The sequence below is a fragment of the Nibribacter ruber genome (assembly GCF_009913235.1).
In the GTDB taxonomy this organism is placed as follows: Bacteria; Bacteroidota; Bacteroidia; order Cytophagales; family Hymenobacteraceae; genus Nibribacter; species Nibribacter ruber.
On record NZ_CP047897.1, the window covers coordinates 2,685,775 to 2,711,508 of the forward strand.

A 25,734-nucleotide genomic window follows, 5' to 3' on the forward strand; every position below is an offset into this window, starting at 1 on the left:
GGGTAACCATCCTAATGCTACTTTAAATATATAAAACTAATCCTTAATTGTGCAAAACTAATCATGAAGGCATAAGTAAGATAATAGTGTTTTAACTTATAAATCAACTATGAAAAAATTACTATCCTTTCGATTGGGTTTGGTACTTCTTTCCGCCTCAGTGCTTTTAACCTCTTGTGATGATGAAGATGAAGGGCTTGCGATTCAACCGCATGACCAAAATGCAATGATGTCTATTATGCATAGCATGATGGATAAAATGGAAGCTATGTCCATGAACGAAGACCCTGACATTACCTTTGCCCGAATGATGATTATGCACCACCAGGGAGCCATTGACATGTCAAATGAGGAATTAAGTACTGGAGATGACGCGGCCATAAAAGCCATGGCTCAGAAGATAAAGGACGAACAGCAAAAAGAAATAGCGGAATTACAGGCTTTTATTAGCTCTTATCAACCTGACCAGCCAGCCGACAACACTTTTAATATGGAGCTGATGAGTTCTATGGAAAAATCTGGTAAGCAGAGCGACCTCCAGGTATTGACCGGCGACACAGACCAGGACTTTGCCCAACTAATGATTGTACACCACCAATCCGCTATTGAGAACTCCAGGTCTGTAATGGAGCACGGCACCAGCGCCGCAATCAAAGAAATGGCACATAAGATGATTAATGCTCAGATGGCGGAGATTCAGGAATTGCAAGAATGGCTATTGGCTAATAAAAGCTACTAACGTTTAATCTGATTAAAAAAACGTCTCCGCCCTAAAGCAGAGACGTTTTTTTATATAAATTTTGTAAGGACCTGAATATGAAAAAACTCACTCCCCTGGTTGTAGCACTGGTTATACTACTTTTAATGTTTGGAAAAGAGGCGACTGCCCAAACTGATACCGTTATTTACCACATCTCCATAAGCCAGAAAAATGTAAAGATTGCGGGTAAAGAGAGTACGGGAATGACTATAAACGGCACTATTCCAGGACCTACGTTGCGGTTTCCTGAGGGTGGCTACGCTGTAATATACGTCAAGAATGAGATGGATGTGGAAACATCCGTGCATTGGCATGGCTTGCTGCTGCCTAATTTCCAGGATGGTGTTCCTTACCTGACCACACCTCCCATTGAACCGGGCAAAACCCTTAAATATGAGTTTGCCTTAAGGCATGCGGGCACCTATTGGTACCACTCCCACACCGGCCTGCAGGAACAGTCTGGCGTATATGGTTCCATTGTTATAGAACCCAAAGAGAAAACGTTGGACTACGCCCGAGACTTTGTCGTGGTTCTGTCTGACTGGACTTATGAGAAGCCAAAGAATGTCTTGAAGAACCTGAAACGCGGGCTAGAGATCTATGACATACAGAAAGGTACGTCAACCCCGCTGGGCATGGTCATAGCAAGGGGAGCCTTGGGGGCACAGCTTAATTTCTGGAGACAACGCATGGAGGGGGCCGATATAGCCGATATTTACTACCCCGCTTTCCTTACCAACGGTCAACCTGTGCAGGATTACCCGGAGTTTACACCGGGCGAGAAAGTCAGGCTACGCATCATAAATGCCGCCGCCTCCAGCCAATTCTGGCTGACCTTCGGCGGAGAGGAACCGCTGTTGGTAGCCGCCGATGGTTTGGATGTAGTGCCTGTGCAACAGAACAAAACGTTTATTGCCGTAGCTGAAACCTATGATTTCATTGTCACCATTCCACAAAACGGTAAAATGGAGGTAAGGGCTACCGTGCAGGATGGCTCCGGCCAAACAAGCGCCTTTTTCGGGCAAGGCAATACCCTTAGCGCGCCAGATGTGCCCCGGCCAGATAAAGTGGCCATTATGCAGCAAATGGCCGGGATGAAGATGAAAATGGGGGCCCCTGCCTCCAAATTTAATCCGGGAAAGGAAGAGCCTGTTGAAATGATGAACAAGTGGGGGATGCAGATGGAAGGAGAGATGGGCATGGGGCAAATGGGCGGAATGGACCACTCCGGAATGATCCATGGGATGAATGATGCATCCATGAAAAAATCGGGAAAAAGCCCGGGAATGCCTATGGCAGGGAAGGGGCAGGAAAGTAGCGGGCAAGGCATGGGCATGTTCGCTGAATACAACTATGACTACTTAAAATCGCCGGAGAAAACAGATTTCCCGACTGATAAACCGGTTAAAGAAATGGTGCTGAACCTAACCGGTAACATGGTGCGCTACATTTGGAGCCTGAACGGAGTGCCATTAAATGAAGCGGATAAAATAAAAATCAACAAAGGCGAAGTAACGCGCATTATCCTTAACAACCTGACCATGATGCACCACCCCATGCACTTGCACGGGCATTTTTTCAGGGTTATCAACGGGAACGGGGAATATTCCCCTCTGAAGCATACCGTAAACGTGGCTCCCATGCAAAAGGTAGTCATTGAGTTTGATGCCAATGAATACGGCGACTGGTTCTTCCACTGCCATGTCCTGTACCACATGGACGCGGGCATGGCACGGGTCTTTAGTTACGGTACCCCCAGGGACGAAAGGCTGGAACGCTATCCTCTCTCTATTCTCACAAACAAAAGCAATCATTTTTTTACCTGGGGTGTCGTTGACGCAGCCTCCCACATGACTGAACTCAACCTAGTGTCCTCCAACATAAGGAACCAGTTTGCTTTAAGCGCAGAATACGGTTGGAATAGAAATCTGGAAGCAGAATTTACCTACGGGCGGTTCCTGTATGACTACCTAAGTATTTTCGGTGGCGTCAACGTGGAAAACGAAGAGGACAATAGCCTTGACGAGATACAGCCCACGGCCATAGTAGGCTTCAGGTACCTTACTCCGTACCTTTTTAATCTTGACGTTCGGATTGACAACAAACTCCGTCCCCAGGTAAGTTTAGCTCGGGAGGTACTTGTATTCCCCCGGACTTTCCTGTTCGGGGAGTTTGAATACCAAGCTGACTTTGGTTGGGTAAAAGATACGTCAGAGGGCAGTGTAAGCAGCGGTGCGGGTTACACGAGGGAAATAGTCTGGAGGGTAGGCTCTGAATATCTTATCTCCAAAACCTTCTCGCTTATGGCAAACTATGATAACAGGTTTGGTGCGGGAGGAGGATTGACCGTAAGGTTTTAAAGGGACAGGCTTTAGCGTCTATACCGCAGTTTATAGGGAAACTATAGTGGCTGTACACAAAGACAACAATAGTCAATCGGCGGTTTCAGATGAACAAAATAGTATAACGCTTTTTTAAAATTATGTCACACAATACCCTAAGTCAAGGGGTATTTTTATGATAGAAAGCTAAGTGCTTACATGAGTACTTAGGCATAGGACTTAATTGATAACCAAAAAATAGTTGAAACATTATGGAAACTCTGAAATTTAAAACCGATATCAAATGCGGTGGATGTGTAGCCACTGTTACCCCCTTCCTGAACAGTGAAAAAAGTGTGGAGAAGTGGCAAGTAGACACTAATAATCCTGATAAAATTTTAACTGTCGAAGGAAGTACCGTGAGCGAGGAGGAAGTAGTAGAGGCGGTTGAGAAAGCTGGCTTTAAAATAGAACCACTTCAATAGAAGTGCAGAAAAAAAGGGGTAATCTTTAAAGTTACCCCTTTTATATTCCGAATCTTCCTGAATTAAACCCGTAAACTATGGACCACTCCCACCATAACCACCATCCAAACAACGAAAGGAATTCTAAAGACACCGAAGTAGCGGATAAAATAGTCGAGAAAACCTTGCATGCCCATAACCGGGCAATACCTGACGAGGAACAGCACCCTTCTGGGCACGGGGAGCACGGACACGATCACCATACTATGATGATTGATGACTTCAGGCGCAGGTTCTGGGTCTCCCTGCTACTGTCATTGCCGGTAATCATCCTCAGCCCGATGGTGCAGCACATCCTAGGGTACCGCTTGGAGATACCATTCGGCATGTCTATCGCCTTTGTCCTTTCCTCTGTCATATTCTTCTACGGGGGGTGGCCCTTCCTAACAGGGCTGTGGCAGGAGATGAAAAAGGGAGCCCCTGGGATGATGACCCTCATCGCGATAGCAATAACGGTGGCCTATCTTTACAGCACCGCCATAGTGTTTGGCTTGGAAGGCATGGACTTCTTCTGGGAGCTGGCAACCCTCATCGTGATCATGCTCCTAGGGCATTGGATAGAGATGAAATCGGTTTTGGGTGCCTCACGCGCCTTGGAATTATTGGTTAGCCTCATGCCCTCTGAGGCACATGTGATAAGAGAAGGCGAAACAGTGAACATTGGAGTGGGCGCCTTGCAGAAGGGTGACCTGATCCTGATAAAGCCAGGGGAAAAAGTGCCGGCTGACGGACTTGTCGAAGAGGGGGAAAGCTATCTGGATGAAAGCATGCTCACCGGCGAGAGCAAGCCGGTGCAAAAGAAGTTGGATGACAGGGTAATAGGAGGCTCCTTAAACGGCAATGGCTCATTGAAAGTAAGGGTGCAGGGCACTGGGGAGGAGGGATACCTGAAGAAGGTGATAAATCTGGTACAGGAAGCCCAGAAAACTAAATCAGATACGCAGCATTTGGCGGATAAGGCAGCCCGTTGGTTGACATATATCGCCCTCATTTCTGGTTTTGCCACGTTCGCTGTCTGGCTGCTGCTTGGAGAGGATTTGGCTTTCGCCTTAGAGCGGATGGTGACGGTGATGGTGATCTCATGTCCACATGCCCTAGGCCTGGCGGTGCCGTTGGTTGTGGCCATCTCCACTGCTATCTCAGCTAAAAACGGTTTGTTGATCCGGAACCGTACCGCATTTGAGAATTCAAGAAAGATCACCACCATCATATTTGATAAGACCGGTACTCTAACGCAGGGTTCACATCAGTTGTCCAGAGTGGTTTCCCTACAGAATGCATTCCCGGAAGAAGAATTACTCCGGCTGGCGGCTGGCGTGGAGCAGAACTCAGAACACTATATCTCCCAGGGCATCCTGAAACAGGTAAAGGCTGAACAAATTTCTATACCCCACGCCGAGAACTTCAATTACCTTCCAGGGAAAGGTCTAGAGGGAACGGTAGAAGGCAAGTCTGTTAAAGTGGTAGGGCCAAGTTACTTGCAGGAGTTTAGCATCCAAACACCCCAAAGCGATGCAGAGGAGGGAGTTGAAACGGTGGTATATGTGCTAATCGATGGCATAGTCGCTGGTTTTATCAGCCTTAGAGATCAGATACGTCCAGAGTCTTCTGAGGCGATTAGGACACTCAAAGCCAGTGGCATCAAAAACCTGTTACTCACCGGTGACAATGACCGGGTCGCGAAAAGCGTCAGCGACACCTTGGGAATGGATGGGTTCCTTGCCAATGTCTTACCCCACCAAAAGCAGGAAAAGGTAAAAGAGCTACAATCCAAGGGTGAGTTTGTGGCTATGACCGGCGATGGAGTGAATGATGCCCCTGCCCTAGCCCAGGCAGATGTGGGCATAGCGGTCGGGTCTGGCACCGATGTAGCTGCCGAGACCGCTGACATTATTCTGGTGAATAGCAACCCACAAGATATAGCTTCCCTAATCCTTTTCGGGAAAGCAACTTACCGAAAGATGATTCAGAATATCATATGGGCCACTGCTTACAATGTGGTGGCGTTGCCGTTGGCGGCGGGAGTTCTGTATAAGCAAGGCATTATGGTTTCCCCAGCGGTAGGCGCGGCTCTGATGAGTTTGAGCACGGTGATTGTCGCCTTCAACGCACAGTTATTGAAAAGACAGTTTAAGTCTATAGCATAATCTGAAGGTTTGAAGGTAATTTCTTTTTTGCTCCTTAGATTAAACTCCATATACTGAATCATCCACAATGGTTATCAGTCTCCTAGTCTTAGTAATTAAATATATCCTCCGTTATGTGATTGCTAGAAAACCACTTGATCTCTGCCGGTTTTCAGGATGCTGTTTACCCAAAGGTTATCGCCTCTGCCGATGGCCCATATTGAGCCTTATGCTCCATGGCCACTGACCGAATGCTACCGTTAAATAGGGGAAAGCAACCAATTAACAGATGAAATCCCTTTATCCCTGCCTTCTATCGACCTTACTGCTGTCTGTAGGCTGTGACAGAAGGCCCGCCCCAGAGATCCGTGAGTCCCAGGCCGAGACCGGTTCCAATCCAGGCGCAGCGGAAAACCCCTTCGCCATACAGGCCCAGAGTGAGCGTGACACGTTGGGGGAGAGCATCATGGCGCAGGCAACCGGGAAGGTGGGCGCCTCCCAAATCGAAATAGAGTACCACTCGCCAGCCGTCCGGGGACGGGCCATCTGGGGTAGGGTGGTCCCATACGGGCGACTGTGGGTGACGGGATCCCATTCCGCGACCCGGCTGACGACCGACGCCCCGCTTCTATTTGGGGGAAGGGAGTTGCCGGCCGGCAGGTATGCCATCTTCACCGTCCCAGGAAAAGGGGATTGGGAGGTTGTCATTAACAGGGACTGGAACCAGCACCTAACCACCCAGTACTCAAGGAATATGGATGTCCTCAGGTTCACCGTCAAACCCATCCGCCAGAAAGCCAACCAGGAGCGCTTGCGCTATGAGGTCATTCCCTTGGGCGGTGACTCGGGCAGGGTGGCGATGAGCTGGGAGAAAGTTAGGGTAGACATACCCGTTTCCCAACCGCCCCCACAATGAAAACGTGTTTTAGGTAGTTTAACTAAAACATGCCTTAAGCTGCGCCACCGAGTTGGTAACGTTTAGGGAGCGTATGGAGTATAAGCAAGAGTCTCCCTCAGGACTCCGTTTGACCGAGGGGTTGTATTTGACGAAGCATCCCGTATTTTTGCCCCAATGAAGTGGACTAACCTTCTCATCGCTGTCTTCATGACCCTTGTGGCCTGTATGCCGTGCAGCGACACGTACGGTTACTCTGAGACGGGGAACAAGGCTTCCGTGGCCTCGGCAACCGCCGAAAACCACCAGGAGTCGGCCGATGTGTGCACGCCGCTCTGCATCTGCAGTTGCTGCGCTGGTTTCTCCCAGCCGGCCCCAGCCCCACTTCATATGGAGGCAAAGCCGGTCTTTCACCGGACGCCCCTTCTTTCCATCTACCGGGAACGGCACCTGACCGTCCATGCCTCCATCTGGCAACCCCCCAAAGTTTAAGCCTTCTTTAGTGACTGCCGGGTCAAGGTAAACTCCTTCTCCTTGCTATTTCGCCTGGATTCCCATGGGTCCCAGGCTGTCTATTTATTGGCTTAAACAATATTTTAATGATTGACAATCTGATAGCTTTTTCCATCCGGAACAAGCTGATCGTTGGGCTATTTACCCTTGCCCTGGTGGTTTGGGGGCTTTTCTCCCTGAGCCGGCTTCCCATCGACGCCGTTCCGGACATTACCAACAACCAAGTGCAGATCATCACGACTTCCCCCACCTTGGCGGCGCAGGAGGTCGAGCAGTTCATCACCTACCCGATCGAGATTGAGATGGCCAACGTGCCGGACCTGGTGGAGGTCCGCTCCATCTCCCGGTTCGGCCTTTCCGTGGTCACCGTGGTCTTTGAGGATGATGTGGACGTCTACCTTGCCCGCCAGATCGTGGGTGAGAAGCTCAGAAGCGCCCAGGAGCAGATCCCAGATGGGCTGGGCACCCCTGAGATGGGCCCTGTCTCAACCGGCCTGGGTGAGATATACCAGTATGTGCTGCACACCACCCCCAACTCGCCTAAGAAATACTCACCCACGGAACTAAGGACGATCCAGGACTGGATCGTGAAACGGCAGTTGGCCGGCACGCCCGGGGTGGCCGAGGTCAGCAGCTTCGGCGGGATGCTGAAGCAGTACCAGGTTTCAGTGGACCCAGAAAGGCTTCGGGCGTTCGACCTTTCCATCTCAGATATCTTTGAGGCGTTGGAGAAAAACAACCAGAACACCGGTGGGGCCTTTATAGAGAAAGGACCGAACGCTTATTTCATACGGGGCATCGGCTTGCTGACGAACTTTGAGGACATCAGGCAGATCCTTGTCAGGAACACAGATGGAGTCCCATTGCTGATCAGGGACGTCGCCACCGTAGAGGAGGGAAGCGCCGTTCGTTATGGTGCCTTGACCCGAAACGGCGAGGGAGAGGTGGTAGGCGGCATCGTCATGATGCTCAAAGGGCAGAACTCCGCGCAGGTGATCGAACAAGTAAAGGCGAAGGTAGAGGGAATCCAGAAAACCCTACCAGCTGGGGTGGTGCTGGAGCCGTTCCTGGACCGCACCCGCCTGGTGGACCGCGCAATCGGCACCGTCAGCAAAAACCTCATAGAAGGGGGGCTTATCGTGGTTTTCGTTTTGGTGCTCCTGTTGGGCAACCTAAGGGCCGGACTTGTGGTGGCCTCGGTCATTCCCCTGGCCATGCTTTTCGCCGTCTCCATGATGCAATTATTCGGCGTATCCGGAAACCTGATGAGCCTGGGGGCGATTGACTTCGGTTTGATTGTGGACGGCGCAGTCATCATCGTGGAGAGTATCGTGCACCGGATAGGGACCAACCGAAGATTCGCAGACATAGACAGGCTCAACCAGGGGCAGATGGATGATATTGTCCTGGATGCCACCGTCAAAATACGCCAGTCGGCCGCTTTCGGGGAAATTATCATCCTTATCGTCTACCTGCCCATACTGGCGCTGGTGGGGATTGAGGGCAAGATGTTCCGGCCTATGGCCCAGACCGTGGGGTTTGCCATCCTGGGCGCCTTGATCCTTTCCCTGACCTACGTGCCTATGGCCTCTGCCCTCTTCTTGAGTAAGAAGACGAAGCATAAAACCACCATGGCTGACAGGGTCATGGCAAGGTTGGAGAATCTGTATGGGGGGTTGCTGCAGAAGGCACTTAAGATTAGAGGCCTTTTGACGGGGCTTACCCTTGGGTTGTTTCTTTTCACACTCTTTTTGTTCACAAGGATGGGAGGTGAGTTCATTCCCACCCTCGACGAAGGGGATTTTGCCATCGAGTCCTCTATCAGTGCCGGTTCTTCGCTTACCCAAAGTGTCAAGACATTCTCCCAGGCAGAGAAAATCCTTCTCACGCAATTCCCAGAGGTAAAGGAGGTGGTCAGCAAAATCGGAGCATCTGAGATACCGACGGACCCCATGCCCGTAGAGGCAGCTGATATGACCGTTATCCTGAAGGACCGGGACGATTGGGAGTCAGCCGACACCAGGGAGGGGCTTATGGAGAAGATGGAAGAGGCGCTTTCCATCATTCCGGGCTTGAACGCAGAGTTCTCACAGCCTATTCAGTTGAGAAGCAACGAGCTGATCACCGGGGTGAAACAGGACATCGCGGTAAAGATCTACGGCGAGGACTTGGACGTACTGGCCCAGAAAGCCGAGGAGGCGGCCAACCTCATCCGCCCGATTGCAGGGGTGGGGGATTTGAAGGTGGAGCAGACTAAGGGTCTGCCGCAGATCCTAGTGAAATACAACCGGGCCCAGATGGCCCAGATGGGCGTGAACATAGAGGATGTGAACCAGGTTCTCCGCTCCGGTTTCGCCGGCGGGGAGGCTGGGGTCATCTTTGAGGGCGAGAGGCGCTTCGATCTCGTGGTGAGGTTGGGCCAGGCGAACCGGCAGAACTTCTCTGACGTGGAGAACCTGCTCATCGACCTGCCCACCGGGGCCAGGATCCCACTCCGGCAGGTGGCCCAGGTGACACTACAGGAAGGGCCAAGCCAGATATCGCGGGATGACACCAAACGCCGCATCACCATAGGCATCAATGCCCGGGAGCGTGACGTGGAGAACCTGGTAAAGGAAATACAGGCGACCCTGGAAGCCGGGTTCAAATTGCCGGTCGGCTACTATATAAGCTACGGCGGGCAGTTTGAGAATCTACAGGCCGCCAAGGCCCGGCTTTCGGTGGCTGTGCCACTTTCCCTGGCGATTATCCTGATACTTCTCTTTCTGACCTTCGGCTCTTTCAAGCAAAGCCTGCTCATCTTCACGGCCATTCCCCTGGCGGCCATAGGCGGTGTGTTCGCCTTGCTGTTGAGGGGCATGCCCTTCAGTATATCCGCCGGTATAGGTTTCATCGCCCTCTTCGGCGTGGCGGTGTTGAACGGGATCGTTCTGATCGGGTATTTCAACCAGTTGAAAAAAGAGGGATGGGAAGACCCTTATGCCAGGATCATGGAAGGGACGAAGGTCCGGCTGCGCCCGGTGATCATGACGGCGGCGGTGGCCTCACTGGGCTTCCTTCCCATGGCACTTTCCGGCTCTGCCGGGGCTGAGGTGCAGAAACCGTTGGCCACAGTGGTGATTGGGGGCCTTATCACCTCCACACTACTCACCCTTTTCCTGCTACCGGTTCTATACAGTTTCGTAGAGAAGCTGCAGAAGCCTGGCCCATCATCGGGATTGAACGGCAAAGTGGTCCTTTTACTTTGCATCCTACTGTCAGGTGCTGGGGGGCTTTCCGCCAATGCCCAGACAGTTCCCATTCCCGGCGGCATCACCTCGCTGACCCAGGCGGTGGACCTCGCCCTACAGAGCAGTCCGGCGGTCAAGGCAGCCACTTTGGAAGTTGAAAGGCAGCAGGCCCTGCGCAAGACGGGCTTCGAGCTACCCAAGACAGCGGTCACTGGCGGTTTCGGTCAGATGAACAGTGCCGCCAACGATAACTCTCTGACGATATCACAGGGCTTCTCCCTTCCGGGGGTATACCGAAGCCAGGCCCGATTGGCAGCTCAACAGGTCCTTAGTGCAGAGGTGCAATTGAAACAGACCAGGCGTGCGGTGATACGGGATGTCAAACTCATCTTTAATGAGTGGTCTATCCTTACCCAAAGGCAGGTTTACCTGGCCGCGCAGGATACGCTCGCCCGGCAGTTCGCCAGGGCCGCAGATGTCCGCTACCGAACCGGGGAGGCCAACTACCTGGAAAAGATCGCCGCCGAGGCTCAGGCCATGGAGGCGCGCACGGCCCTGGAGGCGGCCCAGGCCGAAGCCCTTTCTGTCAGGCAACGGCTGGCCAGGTCGCTGTTTCTTGGGGACACGCTCCAAATCCAGCCTGAGCTGAGACCGGCAGAGGTGTCCTTTCCCGTGGACACGGCTTGGCTCAGCAGCCACCCCCAGATCAGTCTCTTTAAAAATGAGGTTGCCCTAAGCGAGGCTCAGGCAAAGGTGGAGAAAAGCCGGCTGCTGCCAGAGTTTTCCATTGGGGTGACGAGCCAGACCATCCAGGGGTTCCAGAACACCTCAGGCACGGAACAGTACTTCGGGCCGAGCAGGCGCTTCCAGTCCGTGGAGGCTGGGGTGGCCATCCCCCTTATTTCCCGGGCGCAGCGGGCGAGGGTCCAAGCCTCTGTCCTGCAGACCCGCGTCGCTGAGGCCCAGCTACAGAACCAGCGCTTGGTTTTGGAGACAGAGTTCCGGCGGCTGAGCCAGGAATATGACAGGCACCGGAAAATGCTCCAATATTATGAGGAGAAGGCCCTTCCCCAGGCCAGTCTGCTGATTGAATATGCGACCAAGGGTTTCAGGGCAGGGGAGACGGAGTACACTGAATATATCCAGAACATCGCCCAGGCCCAGCGGATCAGGTTGCAGTACCTGGACACGCTGTCACAGTTCAACCAGGCCGCTATTCAGATTGAGTATCACTTAAAGGACAATTAGAAATGTATAAATATATCAGATCAACAACCTTCCTATTGCTGCTGACCATCTGCATTGGCGGCAGTGCCTGTCAGAAGGAAGCTAAAATCGCCGAGGAAACCGAGGAGGCCCATGCCGAAGGCGAACCTGGGGCGGAGGAGGCCATCGGGCTGACCCAGGCCCAAATGGATGCGGTGGGAATAAAATTGGGAGACCTTGAGAACCGGCCCCTGAAAAGCGGGATACAGGCAAACGGAATGCTGGACCTGCCCCCACAGAACAAAGCCACCATCTCCAGCATGACAGAGGGGGTTGTACGCGAAATCTTTGTGACCCAAGGCCAGTTCGTAAAGAAAGGACAGCGGCTGGTGAGTCTGGAGCATCCCAGTATCATCCAGTTGCAGGAGGAGTATTTGCAGGCCCGAAGCGCACTTAGTTACGCGCAGAAGGATTATGAGCGGCAGAAAGAACTGTTGCGGGAGAACATCATCGCCGCTAAGAAGTTCCAGTTGGCAGAGGCCGAATACCGGGGTAGGCAGGCGGCGGTCTCGTCTTTGGCCAGCCAGCTTAGCCAGATGGGTATCACCCCCAACCGGGTGCGGGTGGGGTCGCTCCTGCGTTCCGTTTCCGTGGTGTCGCCCATGCACGGGTATGTGCATCAGATCAAGGTGAACATTGGCGCCTTGGTTGAGCCGTCCAAGGAGCTATTCCAGGTAGTGGACAACCACCACATCCAGATTGACCTTCAGGTCTTTGAAAAGGACATCGCCTTAGTCAAGAACGGGCAGAAGGTCCTCTTTTCCCTGACCTCCAATCCCTCCAAGACTTATGAGGCCACTATCTTCTCGGTGGGTAAGTCATTTGAGAACGATACCAAGACGGTGGTGGTGCACGCCCAGATCAACGACAACCAGGAGGCTACCCTGCTTCCCGGCATGTTCGTGAGCGGCCGCATACTGACCTCTGAGGCCACCGTGCCGGCGCTCCCGGATGAGGCCATTATTGCTGAAGGGGCTCTGAAGTTTGTCTTCGCTGCCACGCGTGCCACCCGCACCTCTGAGTCTAAAGCTGAGAGCTCCGAAGAAGAGCATGAGGGAGAACTCGCTCCAGATTGGGTCTTTACCAAGATTGGGGTTCAGACGGGATCCACGGATGCCGGCTATACAGAGGTGAAACTCTTGAACCCTATACCGGCCGGCTCGCAACTCGTTACCAAAGGTGCCTACTATGTCGCGGCGCAAGCCAACAAAGGAGAGGGCGACCATCACTAATTTAGAATGGGAGTTTAATCTTTACTGATAACTGATATGGTCCACGTTCTTCTGGATAGCCTTTTGATTAGTCTGATCCACGCCCTGATCCCCAGCCACTGGATGGCCCTGGTGGCCATAGGGCGCTCAGAGGGTTGGCCGCTGGCCACCACGCTCCGGGCCACCCTTTTGGCGGGCTTTGCCCACATTACTGGCACCCTATTGTTGGGAGGCCTGATCGGGTACCTCGGGATTAGGCTGTCTGAGAAGTTTACGTCTTTTGCCCAAAACGCAACTCCTCTGGTTATGGTCCTGATAGGCATCTTTTTACTGGGTATTGCCTATTCCCATCCCGATCAGGTTCCTGAGGACCAGCCGAACCTTGGTAAAGCGCCTTCCGTCCGTAGCTGGTTCGCCACCATGACGGTGGCCCTGTTTTTTTCGCCCTGTTTGGAGATAAGCTCCTATTTCCTGACAGCCGGTACCCATGGGTGGCAGGGAATTCTCCTGGTGGCGGTGGTTTTCGTTTTTGTGACGCTGCCGTTGATGCTGGGGCTTGTCGCGTTGGGGTACCGGGGCATCGGCCGCTTCAAAGGAGTGGTGCTGGAGAGGCACGGGCACGCTATCATGGGTGGCGTGCTGATCGTCTTGGGATTGGCCACCTTCATTTTTGAATAGTTAAATTAATAATCGAACTCACATGTCACAGGAACTTACCGGCGGCGAAGACCGCAACCCAACTTATAATACAGCCCCCCTAACGGGCCCGGATATACCAATGGATGAAGAAAGGGGCCCAAGTGCGGTCAAACACGCCGATGTGGGGAAGAACGGCGGCCATGACGGCCATGACCATGGGGGCGGGGAATCCCCAGGGTGGAAAAGCCACTGGGCGCTTCTGCTGTCCCTGGCCGTACTGGTGGCTATGCTAACTTTGGAGTACGGCTTCGGCTACGTCCCATCCGCACCGCTGGGCCTTGCCATATACGGCGCCGCCTACCTGCTTGCGGGCTATAAGGTACTGGACCTCGCCTTCCGCAAGGCCATGCGCCTCGACTTCTTCAATGAGTTCTTCCTGATGAGCGTCGCCACACTCGGTGCCTTTGCCATCGGCTCCTACAGTGAGGGTGTGGCCGTCATGGTGTTCTACTCCATAGGGGAGTGGTTCCAGGACGCTGCCGTGAACCGTGCTAAGCGCAGTATAAAGGCATTGTTGGATATTCGCCCCGATGAGGTCTCTGTCATCAGGAACGGAACGGCTATGGTAGTTGACCCAAAGGAAGTACAGATTGGGGAGACCATCCAGATGAAATCCGGGGAGAAAGTGGCCCTGGACGGCGAACTGCTCTCAGAGAAGGCATCCTTCAACACCGCCGCCCTGACCGGGGAGAGCAAACCTGACACAAAGGCGAAGGGGGAGAAAGTGTACGCCGGAATGATCAACCTCAATACCGTGGCTGAGGTCCAGGTCACCTCCCTGTTTCGGGACAGCAAGCTGAGCAGGATATTGGAGATGGTCCAGGATGCGACCGCTAGGAAGTCGCAGACCCAGCTCTTCATCTCCCGTTTCGCTAAAGTCTATACACCCATCGTCTTCTTTCTGGCCTTAGCCGTATGCGCTGTGCCTTATTTCATAATAGACGACTATGACTTCAACGTCTGGTTCTACCGCGCGCTGGTCTTCCTGGTGATAAGCTGTCCCTGTGCGCTGGTAGTGTCCATTCCCCTGGGTTATTTCGGTGGGATCGGGCTGGCCTCCCGGAACGGAATCCTTTTTAAGGGATCAAACTTCCTGGATGTGATGACCAGGGTCAACGCGGTGGTGATGGACAAGACCGGCACTTTGACGCACGGCGTCTTCAAGGTGCAGCAGGTGGTGGCCCACGGGCTGGAGGAACAAGAGCTTATAAGCCTGACAGCCGCCATCGAGACGCAGTCCACCCACCCGATCGCTAAGGCCATAGCCGAATTCGCTGGGGCCCAGACCCTACAGGTGTCCAAAATTGAGCAGGTGGAGGAGATATCGGGCCACGGGCTCAAAGGCATGATCGATGGAAAGCAGGTGCTGGCCGGCAACACCAAACTATTGAAGAAATTCAACATACCCTACCCATTGGAGATCGAGGGCATCGTCAACACCATAGTGGTGGTGGCGGTGAACGGGCAGTACGCCGGGTACATCACCATTGCAGACGAGATAAAGGAGGATGCGGCTCAGGCCATTAGGGAGATGCATGCCTTGAACATCCAGACAGTGATGCTCTCGGGTGACAAACAGACGGTGGTGGACGAGGTGGCCACGAAACTGGGCATTGATACGGCGTTTGGGAACCTCCTCCCGGAGGACAAGGTAGCTAAGGTGCAGGCGTTGAAGGATCAGGGCAGGCACATTGCCTTTGTGGGTGACGGGGTGAATGACGCGCCGGTGGTGGCCCTGGCTGATGCCGGGATCGCCATGGGAGGCCTGGGCAGCGATGCCACCATAGAGACCGCTGATGTGGTGATCCAGAACGATCAGCCGTCCAAGATCGTGTCCGCCATAAAGGTGGGGAAGATAACCCGCAGTATCGTCTGGCAGAACATCATTTTGGCGATGACTGTCAAGGTAATCGTGCTGGCCTTGGGTGCCGGGGGGGTGGCCACCCTGTGGGAGGCGGTCATCGCCGATGTGGGCGTCGCCCTGCTGGCCATCTTGAATGCGGTGCGGATACAGCGCATGAAAGTATAGGAAAGTTAGGCTGTTTATGTTTTGAAGTGTTGGATTCTTGGAGGTATTAAATGCTCTAAGAATCCAACTTACGAAGCTTTGCCAGGCTGTATTTACAGTGACATGATTTGCATGTCATTTGTTCCAGTTATGTTGAGGACGTCACAAAATTATACCAAGGCTCTGTAGTTTCTTAACTGTTCGGTCTGAAGCCATTTATGCTATGGCATAACCTCATAAAAGGTAAGCAGGTTGCGGTGATGGTCTAAGGCCGGAAACTCCCTGTCCCCCCAAGGCTGCTCTACCACCACTGTGGCCGCGTCATAGACAACGCCTTGCGCCTTGTATTCCATGAACAGTTCATCAATGCCCTGCACCTCTATCCTGCAACTGGCTGTACCAGCCAAAAAGCTTTCGGCACCACTGCAGATAGGAAGAATTGACAAGGACGCACCTTTTGAGCGCCAACTCTCATCCCCTGATTTCCATAGGTGAAGTTCCACCTCGTCACGGACTAAGATGGCGAACCCGTCTTCCTTGTGGCGTGCCTCAAAGCCAAGCTTTTCCGAATAGAATTTAACTGATTCCCCAATATTCCTGACGGGAAGCGCAGGAATGGATTTTTTCATCTTCATGCTTGTAGAGGGCTAGGCACAACACGGTTTGTCCTGTTGGATAGGGGGACATTTCACCGTGCCGTAGCTACAGAAAACACAGCAGTCACCCTCCAAAGGCTTCAAAACGGTATGGCAATTCTCACACTCATAGAAATACTGGCACGCATTGGTGGGCATTTGCTCCTCTTTGGCGTGTCCGCACTCTGGGCAGGTGATAGTGGATTCTAAAATCACTGTGTTCTCCATTCTGTCGTTAGTTTTTATCGCAACATGATTTGCCGGTGGCCTGTGTGCAAGACTCTCCCTTAGCGCCATCCAGTTTGGGTGCAATGCAGAGTTCGACGCGGGGCATATTGCCTGCGCCTACGTATTTCTCACCGGCAGTCTGAATCTGCGCCTCAACCCTGTTGTAGGTCTCTGTGTTAAGGTCTTTGTATGAGGAAAGGGAAAGGAAAAGGTCTGCGTAGATTTTCTCCACGTCCGCCTCAAACTGCTTTTCAAACGACGGTTTCAGCAGTTGCTTTTCCCTGTAGCCCTTCATGGTGTTCTTGGCTATTATGCGCGCCTCTTCCTTGCTTAACTCGTCCACCTCTCTGCCCTTGAACCAGTCTTTCCTGTCTGGGAATGAGCCGGAAAGGCTTGCCTGTTCTTTTGGTGCCAAGGCGGTAAGAGTGGAGTTGTGAGCGGTGCCGACCGCTTTCAATACCACTTCCCTCTTGTCCGCACTGACGGCACCGCGCCACTTGACAGCCACGACGGTGCCTTGCCTGTTAAGCCAAGCCCCCTCCACGGCCTCACTGTGCTTTTCCAAGTCTACCAGAAGGAACTTGGCCTTGCTGCCGCAACCGATGGCGGGAGCCGCACTGCACACCAAAGGTGCCCCGTAGAAGTAAACACCCTTGGTGTCTGGTGCATACAGGCGACCGTACATAGGAATGGCAAGCAAGAGAAGGGCTGAAAGTGCTACTAGGACGGTGAATGGCTTTGTTTTCATGCTCCGGTTTATCGTATCCATCTTTCCTGAATCAATGCCTTTATTTCTTAACCTTCACTTCTGTGACCTTGTAACCGGTTGCCTTTATGGCTTTCTCTACTTGTTCAACAGAGGTTTTGGTTTTGTCAAACTCCACCACGGCATTGGAGTTGGCGTAGGAAACCTGTAAGCCCACGATGCCCTGCAACTTGTTCACCTCTCCGGCAACATGACCCTCACATGCGGCACAAGTCATGCCCGTGATGGTGAACTCTGCCACTGTTTTGGCCTTTGGCTTCCCCTGTGACTTCACGGGGCTGTTCTGCTTCACGGATTCTGGAGAGAACACGTTGGCATAGTTGGGGAAAGTGAGCATTAGGAGCGCGAACGCGGTCACTAGGGTAAGGAAGGTTTTGCTTTGCATAAATCTGGGTTTTTCTGGTTCACAATTACAATCAATCTGGGGCTGCGGCTTGAATTTCTGGTACCAAGCAAATGCCAGTACCGCCAACGTAAGGGCAATGAGCCAAGGCCGCAAGGGCGCAACCCAAGCCAAGGACGAGGCCAGGCCGCCTGTTCCGGCCACCAGCGCCAGAAGAGGCGTGATACAGCACATAGAGGCCGCAAGGGCCGCCACTAGGCCTGTTCCTGCCAGTTTATTCTCCGTCTTCATACCGCTTCCAATACTTCGCTCTCTGTGATTGTCTGGAAAAACGGCCTCAGAACGTCCGCATACTCCGGTGAAAGGGAATAGTAGATGGTCTGCCCTTCTTTGGTAGCCTTGACAAGGCTCCGGTCTTTCATTTTGCGTAGGTGCTGTGACACAGCTGAGACGCTGATTCCCAGAATGTCACTCAGGTCACACACGCAAAGTCCCTGCTCCTCTGAAAGAAGGAACATGATTTTCAGTCTCACAGGATTCCCTGCCATCTCCAAGCTATTGGCTACATGGGCGAAAGAATCATTTAAGGCTCCGACCCTGTCTTTGCAGCGTTCTATCTGGGGAACATCTGTCGCTTGACGGATGCATATGATATTTTCCATACTGCAAAGTTAGGTTTGATTAAGTATTTAAGCAAATACTGAAATAAGGGGCAGTAATGGTGAACACCCCTCCCAGTTCTAATGGGTTTTTAGATTTAGGAGTGATAAGGCAGATATGGTTAGCGAATACCTGAAGGGTTTTATTTGGGCCACAGGAATGACCCAAGAGGACAAAAGGCTTTTAACCCAATGGTTTGGGGATTTGAGGGCCGTCCCAGAATGGGGACAGTTCAGCGAAACCCAGACGGAGACAGCCCCCTAGTTGGCACACTGCCTTGTACGCAGGAGTTGCTAGGCGGTTAGCCAGGCCAGGGCCTCGGCCTTGTCGGTGAAGTTGCGGTTCTCCACCGTCAGCCTCGCCTTCCTGGAGATGTCCTCGCTTATCTGCTGGGAGGTGGCCTCCCTCGCCAGGTCGGCGTGCATGATGCGGGCGGACTTCTGCAGGCGGGTCTTCTGGAGTTTATAGGCGAACTCCGTGACGATGGCCTGGTACTCCACCATGTCCAGGTCCGGGGAGATGACGGCCTTGGTGCTGTCAATCAGGAGCCTCTTCACGTCGTAGTTCGTGATGTACTCCACCAGCGTGCTGAGGGACCGCTCCACCTCCGTCAGGTCATACGCGCTCACGCTCGGCCAGTCCACGGACAGCACGTCCGTGCCTGGTCTGTATTCAAGGACAATCAGTCGGTTCTGGAAGAGTATCATATGCAGCAAAGATGCAGTTTGTAAAACTGCCGTGCAATTCAGGATTAGGGAATAATTCCAGCCTCAAGTAACATTGGGAGATTGTGGTCTCAGGTCTAGTGCTAGTCATCGGAACCTACAGTACATTGTTTCACTTTCTCCAGGTTCATGCAGGAATAGCTAGTCTCTTTGGAGATAGTTGTACTTGTCTAGTCCTGAAATAGGTTGACAAAAAAGTCAACAAGATGAAGGACAAAGCATTAAAAGAACGTATTGTAGCTGAGTACCTGACCTCCGGGCTGAGCTACCGGGAAGTGGCCGACCGATGTGGGGTTGATCACCGAAGCCTGCACCGCTGGGTAAAAGAATACCAAGGGCGCATGAAGAAACCATCCAAATACAGAAGAGCCAGGCTACTGCGGGAGTTGCCCACGGACAGGCTGCCTAACAATGTCGAGACCCTTCAGTCGGAGCTACGCAAGGCCCGGCTCTACAACCAGGCGCTGCAGGAGGCGATCCTCATCGCCGAGGAGGAGCTTGGGGTTCCCATTCTAAAAAAGTCTGGCACCAAGCAATCCTGAGAGTAGAGCAAAGGACGCCCTTCCAAGTAGTTGGAGTGCTTTGCTCATTGTTTGGTTACAGCAGACAGGCGTATTACCAGCACATCAAAACAAGACAGCAGGAGGCCCTGCAGGAGGATCTGCTCATACACGAGGTGCTTCGTATCCGGCGCGGCCAAAAGCGGATAGGCGCGCGCAAGATGCTGGCGATGATGTCCCCCTTTATGACTGCCCACGGTATACAAATCGGCAGGGATGCCTTTTTTAAGCTTCTAAGTGAGCGCGGCCTACTGGTCAGGAAGCGTAGGCGTTCGAAACCCCAGACCACATTCTCCAGTCATTGGCTGCGCAAGTACCCCAATCTGGCCGCTGGTTTCGTGCCCAGGGCCGCGGGACAGCTGTGGGTCAGCGATATTACCTACATCCCGTTGGAAGAAGGCTTTGCTTACCTGAGCCTGGTCACCGACGCTTACAGCCGCAAGATCGTCGGCTTCTTTCTTAGTACCAACCTTGCCGCCTCAGGGTGTATTAGGGCTTTGGAAATGGCACTCACTGCCTGGCTACAGCAAGACTACCTCATTCACCATTCTGACAGGGGCTTGCAATACTGCAGCCAAGGGTATGTCAAGCTGCTGAAGGAAAAAGGAATTGCCATCTCCATGACACAGAGCGGCGATCCGCTGGAGAATGCATTGGCGGAACGCGTGAATGGCATCTTAAAAGAAGAGCTTCTGGAAAGGACATATCCAACATTCCAAGAAGCACAGTCGGCCGTTGCCACGGCGATAAGCATATACAATCACCAGCGTCCGCATTTAAGCGTGGACATGCTCACGCCGGCGGATGCGCACGGCAGAGAAGGGGAGCTTAGAAGGCATTGGAAGAACTATCATACTGCCAACAGTGAAAAGCAGGCATCTGTGTAATAGCCCCAAGGTTTTATTTAAGGTACAAACTGAGGAGTAGGAGCACTTCAAAACCCATGTTTGTCCTTCCTGGTATAAGGTGTAAAGGAGTGGCAGGATTAATTAGTCCCTGTCAACCCAGGGTAGGATTAACAGTGTAAACTGTCAACTTTTTTCAGGACGAGTCAAGAAATCCATCTCCCTAACATTTGTCTCGGAAAACGGCCGTTTTATGAGGCAAGATTAAATTTCATTGCTATGTGTATTAGAGGCATCTGACCTGTCTTTTATAAGCGTCTCATAAATCAAAGCTGATTTAAGTTTATGGTACAGAGTAAATGAGACATTCACAAGTAGAATAAAAGCTGAGCTATTTTTGACCCTATGTTGAGAATACTAAGCCCTCCCCATCTGTAACGTCAAGCTGAAGGTGTTTTTTCCATACTTCTTATTTCAATTTGCCTTACCCATCTTTCAGTAATTCCTTTCAACGATTCAGTGCTATTATCTTTATTGAGCCACCCCTCCACAAAACTAATATCATGGGAATCGGGTAGTTTTTCTTTTGTAAGGTTGTTGATCCTTATGCGGCTCGGCAAGGCTGCGGCCTCTCCCACAAATATGGCCTCCCTTCTTGTTAATGAGGAGAGCATCTTTGTCAAGCCAAGTAGGCTGTCAGGGAGAAACTTCGCCACGTGCTCCTGGTCATTTGAATTAGTCAAGCGCAGGATCAGCCATGAGTTGCACTGAGAAAGAACCGTGGACTCCACATCTGAAGGCCGCTGCGAGACCAGCATCAAACCTAGGCCATACTTCCTCCCCTCTTTTGCAATCCTTCTCACTGCTTCTTGGGCCTCTTTATACTGGGCTTCCCCATAATTAGGCACATAGCGGTGAGCCTCCTCGCACACAAAGAGTAATGGATCCGACTTTCTTTCCTCTCTTGTCTGCCAAAGCTTATACTGGAATAGTAACCTAGAAATCAATGCGGTAAGGGTGCCTGCCACTTCATTCGGCAAGCCAGAAATATCAATAATACGAAGGTTCTTGCCATCCTCCCCACCAACAAACTGAGCCAGGATGGAATCCAATGAAGCATCATCCGGAGCATATTCGTCCAAAATGAAAGATAGCTGGGGGTTTGACCTTAAGACCTTAAGTTTTTTCAGAATACTCTCAATTTTATCTCTTCCTGAGCTGGCAGCAAGGTTCTGAAGTGTAAGAGCTTTTCGGCCTTGAATTTTATCGATGTGCTTTACGAACTCAGACAAAAGGAACGGGATAGGTTTATCCCTGTCGAAGTTCAGGATTTGATTCGCTTCAACTCCAACGGCAGGAATATTATCTGCCGCCTCACCCATTGGATCTTCCCCAACGTTTTGTACCAAGCCACAATGCAGCATCCTCGCATAAGTGAGTGCTTGGTAGACAATGTTGTTTTGTGCAGTGGCTTCGAATTCAGTTTTCCCAATGAATAGCGACCTGAGCTCGTCACTTGACATCAGCCAGTATGGAAGCTTAAGCAGTTTCGCATTTCCGTCTCCATTTCCTACATCGTTATAGGCCCTGTAAACCCTTGCCTTATCACCAAAGGCTGCAGCGTACTCACCATGTGGGTCAATAATTACGATTTTGGGGTTCACAGCCTTATCCCCATGTGTGTGTTCCAGTACCGAATGAAGAATAGAGGCAACCGTTCCTGATTTTCCCGATCCTGTAGAACCAAGGATGGCGCAGTGATGGCCGAAAAGCTTATCAATGTTTGCTCTACAAACGGCGTTATTCCCCCCGATGTAATGCCCGATTGGTACCAGTGGGCTCGCAGTGTCTTTATTTGAAGACTGCTCTGCAGCCTGAAAGACAGCTTCAAGCTCCCCGTTAAGGCATAAGAAGGCGCTCTGCAGAGGGAGAGGATAGGTTTCCACTCCTCTTGAGAAGGAAAGACGAGAATCTTTAAGACTCCATAGGCCCTGTCCGAAAAGATCTGCCTCAAGCACCCTAGTATCGTCATCTGTGGATATCGCAGTACTGCCTTCCTCAGCAATTATGTCTGAGCGCATACGAAGCATTCTTACATAAGCGAACAGGATCTTACGGCCAAAATGTACTTTTATAATGCTCCCAATCTGCCCAACCGGGTAAACCTTACCATCCACAGAGCGGGTTAGCTCCGTTATCTTTACATCAAGTTCAATCCGTATCGCGCTACCGTTGACCTCGATTATCTTCCCGATGCGAAGGTCCGGTCTTGCTTCAAATAGCCTTTTCATATTCTCCAGTTGCTAAGAAATTGGTCATTCCATTAAAGGTCCACCATAAGAGTTGTTCTGAAGTTCCAGCCTTGGCGGGTGCCGTTGAGTGATGGTATATTCCATCCTTTCCAGCTACATAGATTCGGCTACCGAACTCTTCATCTTTGAGCCAGCGGTCAAGCGTCCTATTGATGACTATGCCCTCTTTGGGAGCCTCTTCAGAAAAAGCCAGCAATGTAGTCCTGTTGCCCCTAATCCTCAGCGCGGATTCTATTTCTGAATTAATGTGGTCATCACCAAAACTATAGCCGCAGGTTACAAGGACATTGTCTTGGGTGGAATTCAATGACCTCCTGAACCGCTCAAAGAGAAACGCGAATGGATCCTTCTGGGTCTCCACATACTTGGTAGCCTGAGGGTAGATCATTATGTCAGACATATCAGGTAGATACTTTGTGCCGTACCGCACCCTAACCAGGCCATGCTCCTTATCACAATGCCAATCAATTGACCCATGCAGCTTGTAAACTCCGCACATAAGTTGCTTATCTTCGACCCTCTTGAACTCCTGGTTGGGATTCCAAAACCCCACTGCACCTCCTGAGAAACCGTCGATCACAACTTTCCTTTCTATTGCCAAGGCATCCTCCAAAAGCGTGTCATAATTGGTTGTAAAAAATGACAGCCTTGACCTACTTTCTAAATTGGCCCGGTTCTTAAATAGGGCTCTTACGAAATCAAGGTGATGGGCGATTTCGACGATTGGCTTTTCTGGTGTGCCTATGAGTGCATCCGTATCCTTAGAGTATCCGAAACGCACCGTTTGACCTATAGCCGCAACAATTGTCCGGTGCATTTCACGAAGCTCCTCAGAGGAGAACTTTTTATCGCAGATGATGGCGGCTTTATCTTTTGAACGCTCAGAAAGGGCGATCAAGTCACCAAGATGGCTTAGATAATGTTCGATGTGGCAATCCTCATCAAGATCGGCGGTTAATGTATGATAAATCTCTTTACCCTTTTCTGTTCCATCATTCTCTATGATTTCTTCAACCCTGTAAGTTAGGGGGAACATCAAGGGTATGTTTGACTTGAAGCTAATACCAGCTCCTAATAGCCAATTCTGTCTTGGAGAGTCAAGGTGCTTTTTCAGTTCCTCTACCAGTATCTCGAAATCTTGCATTCTATATTTTTCGGGTTCAATCTTCTTATAGTCATTTGACATACTATACTTATTTGACCTACTGGTCCTGCTCTGTTTTGCGCAACAGGTTCAGTTGGTAGTTGGCCCACTCAGAGGCGCCAGAGTATTTCCAACGGTGTATAAATTGGTCTATGGCGATGGAGTGACCTCTGTTCTTCTCCGACATGGGCGGCGAATTTTCCCTCTTAGTTAATGTAATGCATTTTAAGAAATACCTCAGAGAAAACATTTGTCCCAGCTCTCATGGGTCTTCTTAATGCATTTGTCATTCTTAACGCAACCCTGATTCCACATCCCTTGAATCAGTGGTTCACACGCCTTAATCTCCTGTATATAAACCGATACAAATTGTATTGTTCACACCACATTTTGTAGAGTCGGCAAGACAAAGTGAAAAGCAGTTACTACAATTTGTAACCTAGCTATTACACCCTGCCATGGGCCAAACTCCTAAAAACTTATTTATTTTTTTTACAACATATAGCAATAAATATAAAAACGTTTTCAAACTTTACGCCATGGACGGAATCAATACAAAGATCAAGGCCGCGCGCAAGGCGCGGGGCCTGACCCAGGAGGCCGTGGCCGAGGAGCTGGGCATGACCAAGGGCAACCTGAGCCGGATGGAGAAGGGGGACGTCGCCTTCTCCCCGGAAAGGATAGAGACCCTGGCGAGGCTATTCGGGATGACCGTGGAGGAGCTGGCCACCTTCGAGACCCTGGAGGAGAAGGTGAACCGGGAGGACCGCCACAGCGCCCTCTCCGAGCAGCTAAGGAACCGGGAGGCGCAGATAGGGAGGATGCAGCGGGAGACCGAGCGCTTCCTGCTCGAGCTGCTCTCCCAGATGGTGCGGGAGGACGAGGCGCAGGGCCACCCGCAGCCGGGCCACCGGCTCTTCGAGCTGCCGGGCATCGGGCGCCTGCTCAACGGCGAGAACACCACCCCGGACTTCGCCCTGCTGGAACCCTACCGGGAGCACGAGCTCTTCAAGGCGCAGGCCATCTTCGGCAGGCTCCACCCATCCGCCAAGAAGAAATAAACCTGAAAGGTCAGTCATTAAATAGTGAAACCGATAACACATTCAATCCACCTAAACCCAACCAAAATGAAAGAGCACACGAAAGAAGCGGCAGAGCTATACGGCCTGCCCATCACCCTCAGGGTCCCGGCCGAGCTCAAGCGAAAACTGTCCGATGAGGCGGCGGCGCTCGGCGTCAGCCTGGCCCAGCACGGGGCTGGCATCCTGGCCGGCGCCCACCAGGCCTCGGAGAGCGTCTCAAACCAGCTGGATCTGACGCTCCGGGAGAACCGGGACCTGAATCAGAGATTAGCCGCCCTGGAAAAACAGACCGCCTGGCAAGAGGGCGATGCCGGCAGCGTGCTCCAAACCCTGCGCAGAAATTTTGCAGTCCTTGCCGAGGCGCACGGAAAAGGGGAGGCTGTGACTCAGGACGCGTTAAAAGCAAGGGGCTTTGACTTCAACTTCAACACCCACATCGCCTGGTTAGACGGCGCGCAGTACTTCTGCGTCTTCGGCCTGGGCTACCGCCTGGAGGGGAAGCAAGTGACCATCCAAGAATTCAAACCATTGAGACCATGACAGGTACCTACACACTAGTGGAATGGCCCTTGGCGGACCTGAGCGCCCTGCCCATCGCCCCGCCCCGGCAAAGGGGCCAAAACAAACTATACATCGTTGCTATCCTCTTCCTCTTGGCCCTGGCCCTGACCTGGCTCATCCTGGAGAAAGGGAAGAAGGACAGAAAGACTACATGGGTGTGAAGACGGAAACATCGGCACCGAACCGACCCGCCTACATCCGGCATGAGCTGCCTATGACCCTAGCTGCCCGTCGGGTAACGCCATCTACGGGTGACATAGCCCAACTGGAGGCACTCGGCCTTGGCATCGGCATCCCCTGCAGCGGGCTCCTCACCCTGG

Annotated in this window: 23 protein-coding genes; 14 read left to right on the plus strand and 9 right to left on the minus strand. The window is 52.0% G+C overall.

Translation table 11 applies throughout. The annotated features are described in order from the left end of the window. The first annotated feature begins 109 nt into the window (after window positions 1–109). The 9 genes from GU926_RS11235 to GU926_RS11275 all read left to right on the plus strand — a co-directional run bounded on the left by GU926_RS11235 (window position 110) and on the right by GU926_RS11275 (window position 15,574). Complete coding sequence (locus GU926_RS11235) at window positions 110–739, plus strand: DUF305 domain-containing protein (protein WP_160691885.1); 630 nt, start codon at window positions 110–112, stop codon at window positions 737–739. A gap of 125 nt (window positions 740–864) precedes the next feature. Then, window positions 865–3,120 (plus strand): multicopper oxidase domain-containing protein, encoded by a 2,256-nt coding sequence (locus GU926_RS11240; protein ID WP_232058301.1) that lies wholly within the window; start codon window positions 865–867, stop codon window positions 3,118–3,120. A gap of 233 nt (window positions 3,121–3,353) precedes the next feature. After that, entirely contained in the window at window positions 3,354–3,566 is a 213-nt protein-coding gene (locus GU926_RS11245; protein WP_160691889.1) for a heavy-metal-associated domain-containing protein, read from the plus strand. Between the two features lie 77 nt (window positions 3,567–3,643). Beyond that, on the plus strand, window positions 3,644–5,752 hold the full coding sequence (locus tag GU926_RS11250; protein WP_160691891.1) for a copper-translocating P-type ATPase: 2,109 nt from the start codon (window positions 3,644–3,646) through the stop codon (window positions 5,750–5,752). A gap of 445 nt (window positions 5,753–6,197) precedes the next feature. Next, the gene (locus tag GU926_RS11255; protein WP_232058484.1) at window positions 6,198–6,647 is read left to right on the plus strand and encodes a DUF2911 domain-containing protein; all 450 of its coding nucleotides are present in this window, start codon (window positions 6,198–6,200) and stop codon (window positions 6,645–6,647) included. 578 nt (window positions 6,648–7,225) lie between these two features. Continuing rightward, window positions 7,226–11,617, plus strand: a complete 4,392-nt coding sequence (locus GU926_RS11260; protein ID WP_160691895.1) for a CusA/CzcA family heavy metal efflux RND transporter — start codon at window positions 7,226–7,228, stop codon at window positions 11,615–11,617. Between the two features lie 2 nt (window positions 11,618–11,619). Next, window positions 11,620–12,867 (plus strand): efflux RND transporter periplasmic adaptor subunit, encoded by a 1,248-nt coding sequence (locus GU926_RS11265; protein WP_160691897.1) that lies wholly within the window; start codon window positions 11,620–11,622, stop codon window positions 12,865–12,867. 63 nt (window positions 12,868–12,930) lie between these two features. Next, window positions 12,931–13,524 carry a hypothetical protein gene (locus GU926_RS11270; RefSeq protein ID WP_160691899.1) on the plus strand — a complete coding sequence of 198 codons (594 nt, stop codon included), beginning with the start codon at window positions 12,931–12,933 and terminating at the stop codon, window positions 13,522–13,524. Between the two features lie 22 nt (window positions 13,525–13,546). Beyond that, a complete protein-coding gene (locus GU926_RS11275; RefSeq protein WP_232058302.1) occupies window positions 13,547–15,574 on the plus strand; it encodes a heavy metal translocating P-type ATPase in 2,028 nt (675 codons plus the stop codon). Window positions 15,575–15,774: 200 nt separating this feature from the next. Here the strand turns inward: GU926_RS11275 and GU926_RS11280 are convergent, their stop codons facing one another. The 6 genes from GU926_RS11280 to GU926_RS11305 form a co-directional block, all read right to left on the minus strand. Then, complete coding sequence (locus GU926_RS11280; RefSeq protein WP_160691901.1) at window positions 15,775–16,188, minus strand: bleomycin resistance protein; 414 nt, start codon at window positions 16,186–16,188, stop codon at window positions 15,775–15,777. 12 nt (window positions 16,189–16,200) lie between these two features. Then, on the minus strand, window positions 16,201–16,416 hold the full coding sequence (locus GU926_RS18510) for a GDCCVxC domain-containing (seleno)protein (protein WP_160691903.1): 216 nt from the start codon (window positions 16,414–16,416) through the stop codon (window positions 16,201–16,203). Between the two features lie 7 nt (window positions 16,417–16,423). Further along, on the minus strand, window positions 16,424–17,164 hold the full coding sequence (locus GU926_RS11290) for a hypothetical protein (protein WP_160691905.1): 741 nt from the start codon (window positions 17,162–17,164) through the stop codon (window positions 16,424–16,426). Between the two features lie 40 nt (window positions 17,165–17,204). Further along, entirely contained in the window at window positions 17,205–17,816 is a 612-nt protein-coding gene (merTP, locus tag GU926_RS11295) for a mercuric transport protein MerTP (RefSeq protein ID WP_160691907.1), read from the minus strand. Then, window positions 17,813–18,187, minus strand: a complete 375-nt coding sequence (locus tag GU926_RS18610; RefSeq protein ID WP_160691909.1) for an ArsR/SmtB family transcription factor — start codon at window positions 18,185–18,187, stop codon at window positions 17,813–17,815. The genes merTP and GU926_RS18610 overlap by 4 nt, the downstream gene beginning before the upstream one ends. Window positions 18,188–18,478: 291 nt before the next feature. Then, on the minus strand, window positions 18,479–18,892 hold the full coding sequence (locus GU926_RS11305) for a hypothetical protein (protein ID WP_160691911.1): 414 nt from the start codon (window positions 18,890–18,892) through the stop codon (window positions 18,479–18,481). A 224-nt stretch (window positions 18,893–19,116) separates the two neighbouring features. Between GU926_RS11305 and GU926_RS11310 the strand changes: the two genes are divergently transcribed. Together GU926_RS11310 and GU926_RS11315 are read left to right on the plus strand one after the other, a co-directional pair. Next, complete coding sequence (locus tag GU926_RS11310) at window positions 19,117–19,452, plus strand: transposase (protein WP_160691848.1); 336 nt, start codon at window positions 19,117–19,119, stop codon at window positions 19,450–19,452. Window positions 19,453–19,499: 47 nt separating this feature from the next. Further along, entirely contained in the window at window positions 19,500–20,357 is an 858-nt protein-coding gene (locus tag GU926_RS11315; RefSeq protein WP_232058299.1) for an IS3 family transposase, read from the plus strand. A gap of 398 nt (window positions 20,358–20,755) precedes the next feature. Here the strand turns inward: GU926_RS11315 and GU926_RS11320 are convergent, their stop codons facing one another. From GU926_RS11320 to GU926_RS18615, 3 genes are read right to left on the minus strand one after another with little or no spacing between them, the layout of a single operon-like run. Then, the gene (locus GU926_RS11320) at window positions 20,756–22,606 is read right to left on the minus strand and encodes an ATP-binding protein (protein ID WP_160691913.1); all 1,851 of its coding nucleotides are present in this window, start codon (window positions 22,604–22,606) and stop codon (window positions 20,756–20,758) included. Next, window positions 22,590–23,813 carry an SIR2 family protein gene (locus GU926_RS11325; RefSeq protein WP_160691915.1) on the minus strand — a complete coding sequence of 408 codons (1,224 nt, stop codon included), beginning with the start codon at window positions 23,811–23,813 and terminating at the stop codon, window positions 22,590–22,592. The genes GU926_RS11320 and GU926_RS11325 overlap by 17 nt, the downstream gene beginning before the upstream one ends. Window positions 23,814–23,829: 16 nt before the next feature. Continuing rightward, on the minus strand, window positions 23,830–23,958 hold the full coding sequence (locus GU926_RS18615) for a hypothetical protein (RefSeq protein ID WP_262886136.1): 129 nt from the start codon (window positions 23,956–23,958) through the stop codon (window positions 23,830–23,832). Between the two features lie 352 nt (window positions 23,959–24,310). Between GU926_RS18615 and GU926_RS11330 the strand changes: the two genes are divergently transcribed. The 3 genes from GU926_RS11330 (at window position 24,311) to GU926_RS11340 (ending at window position 25,575) form a co-directional block, all read left to right on the plus strand. Further along, window positions 24,311–24,832, plus strand: coding sequence for a helix-turn-helix domain-containing protein (locus tag GU926_RS11330; protein WP_160691917.1), 522 nt, complete (start codon window positions 24,311–24,313; stop codon window positions 24,830–24,832). 66 nt (window positions 24,833–24,898) lie between these two features. Then, entirely contained in the window at window positions 24,899–25,393 is a 495-nt protein-coding gene (locus GU926_RS11335; protein WP_160691919.1) for a hypothetical protein, read from the plus strand. Further along, window positions 25,390–25,575, plus strand: coding sequence for a hypothetical protein (locus GU926_RS11340; RefSeq protein ID WP_160691921.1), 186 nt, complete (start codon window positions 25,390–25,392; stop codon window positions 25,573–25,575). Before GU926_RS11335 ends, GU926_RS11340 begins: the two co-directional genes overlap by 4 nt. Window positions 25,576–25,734 lie beyond the last annotated feature (159 nt).

Bases quoted from the DNA above. Each gene is read 5' to 3' on its own strand.
- GU926_RS11330 (WP_160691917.1), top strand. From the start codon at position 24,311: ATGGACGGAATCAATACAAAGATCAAGGCCGCGCGCAAGGCGCGGGGC.
- GU926_RS11265 (WP_160691897.1), top strand. From the start codon at position 11,620: ATGTATAAATATATCAGATCAACAACCTTCCTATTGCTGCTGACCATC.
- GU926_RS11280 (WP_160691901.1), bottom strand. From the start codon at position 16,188: ATGAAGATGAAAAAATCCATTCCTGCGCTTCCCGTCAGGAATATTGGG.
- GU926_RS11245 (WP_160691889.1), top strand. From the start codon at position 3,354: ATGGAAACTCTGAAATTTAAAACCGATATCAAATGCGGTGGATGTGTA.
- merTP (WP_160691907.1), bottom strand. From the start codon at position 17,816: ATGAAGACGGAGAATAAACTGGCAGGAACAGGCCTAGTGGCGGCCCTT.
- GU926_RS18615 (WP_262886136.1), bottom strand. From the start codon at position 23,958: ATGTCGGAGAAGAACAGAGGTCACTCCATCGCCATAGACCAATTTATA.
- GU926_RS18510 (WP_160691903.1), bottom strand. From the start codon at position 16,416: ATGGAGAACACAGTGATTTTAGAATCCACTATCACCTGCCCAGAGTGC.
- GU926_RS18610 (WP_160691909.1), bottom strand. From the start codon at position 18,187: ATGGAAAATATCATATGCATCCGTCAAGCGACAGATGTTCCCCAGATA.
- GU926_RS11255 (WP_232058484.1), top strand. From the start codon at position 6,198: ATGGCGCAGGCAACCGGGAAGGTGGGCGCCTCCCAAATCGAAATAGAG.
- GU926_RS11320 (WP_160691913.1), bottom strand. From the start codon at position 22,606: ATGAAAAGGCTATTTGAAGCAAGACCGGACCTTCGCATCGGGAAGATA.
- GU926_RS11340 (WP_160691921.1), top strand. From the start codon at position 25,390: ATGACAGGTACCTACACACTAGTGGAATGGCCCTTGGCGGACCTGAGC.
- GU926_RS11325 (WP_160691915.1), bottom strand. From the start codon at position 23,813: ATGTCAAATGACTATAAGAAGATTGAACCCGAAAAATATAGAATGCAA.
- GU926_RS11305 (WP_160691911.1), bottom strand. From the start codon at position 18,892: ATGATACTCTTCCAGAACCGACTGATTGTCCTTGAATACAGACCAGGC.
- GU926_RS11260 (WP_160691895.1), top strand. From the start codon at position 7,226: ATGATTGACAATCTGATAGCTTTTTCCATCCGGAACAAGCTGATCGTT.
- GU926_RS11335 (WP_160691919.1), top strand. From the start codon at position 24,899: ATGAAAGAGCACACGAAAGAAGCGGCAGAGCTATACGGCCTGCCCATC.
- GU926_RS11240 (WP_232058301.1), top strand. From the start codon at position 865: ATGTTTGGAAAAGAGGCGACTGCCCAAACTGATACCGTTATTTACCAC.
- GU926_RS11275 (WP_232058302.1), top strand. From the start codon at position 13,547: ATGTCACAGGAACTTACCGGCGGCGAAGACCGCAACCCAACTTATAAT.
- GU926_RS11310 (WP_160691848.1), top strand. From the start codon at position 19,117: ATGAAGGACAAAGCATTAAAAGAACGTATTGTAGCTGAGTACCTGACC.
- GU926_RS11250 (WP_160691891.1), top strand. From the start codon at position 3,644: ATGGACCACTCCCACCATAACCACCATCCAAACAACGAAAGGAATTCT.
- GU926_RS11290 (WP_160691905.1), bottom strand. From the start codon at position 17,164: ATGAAAACAAAGCCATTCACCGTCCTAGTAGCACTTTCAGCCCTTCTC.
- GU926_RS11235 (WP_160691885.1), top strand. From the start codon at position 110: ATGAAAAAATTACTATCCTTTCGATTGGGTTTGGTACTTCTTTCCGCC.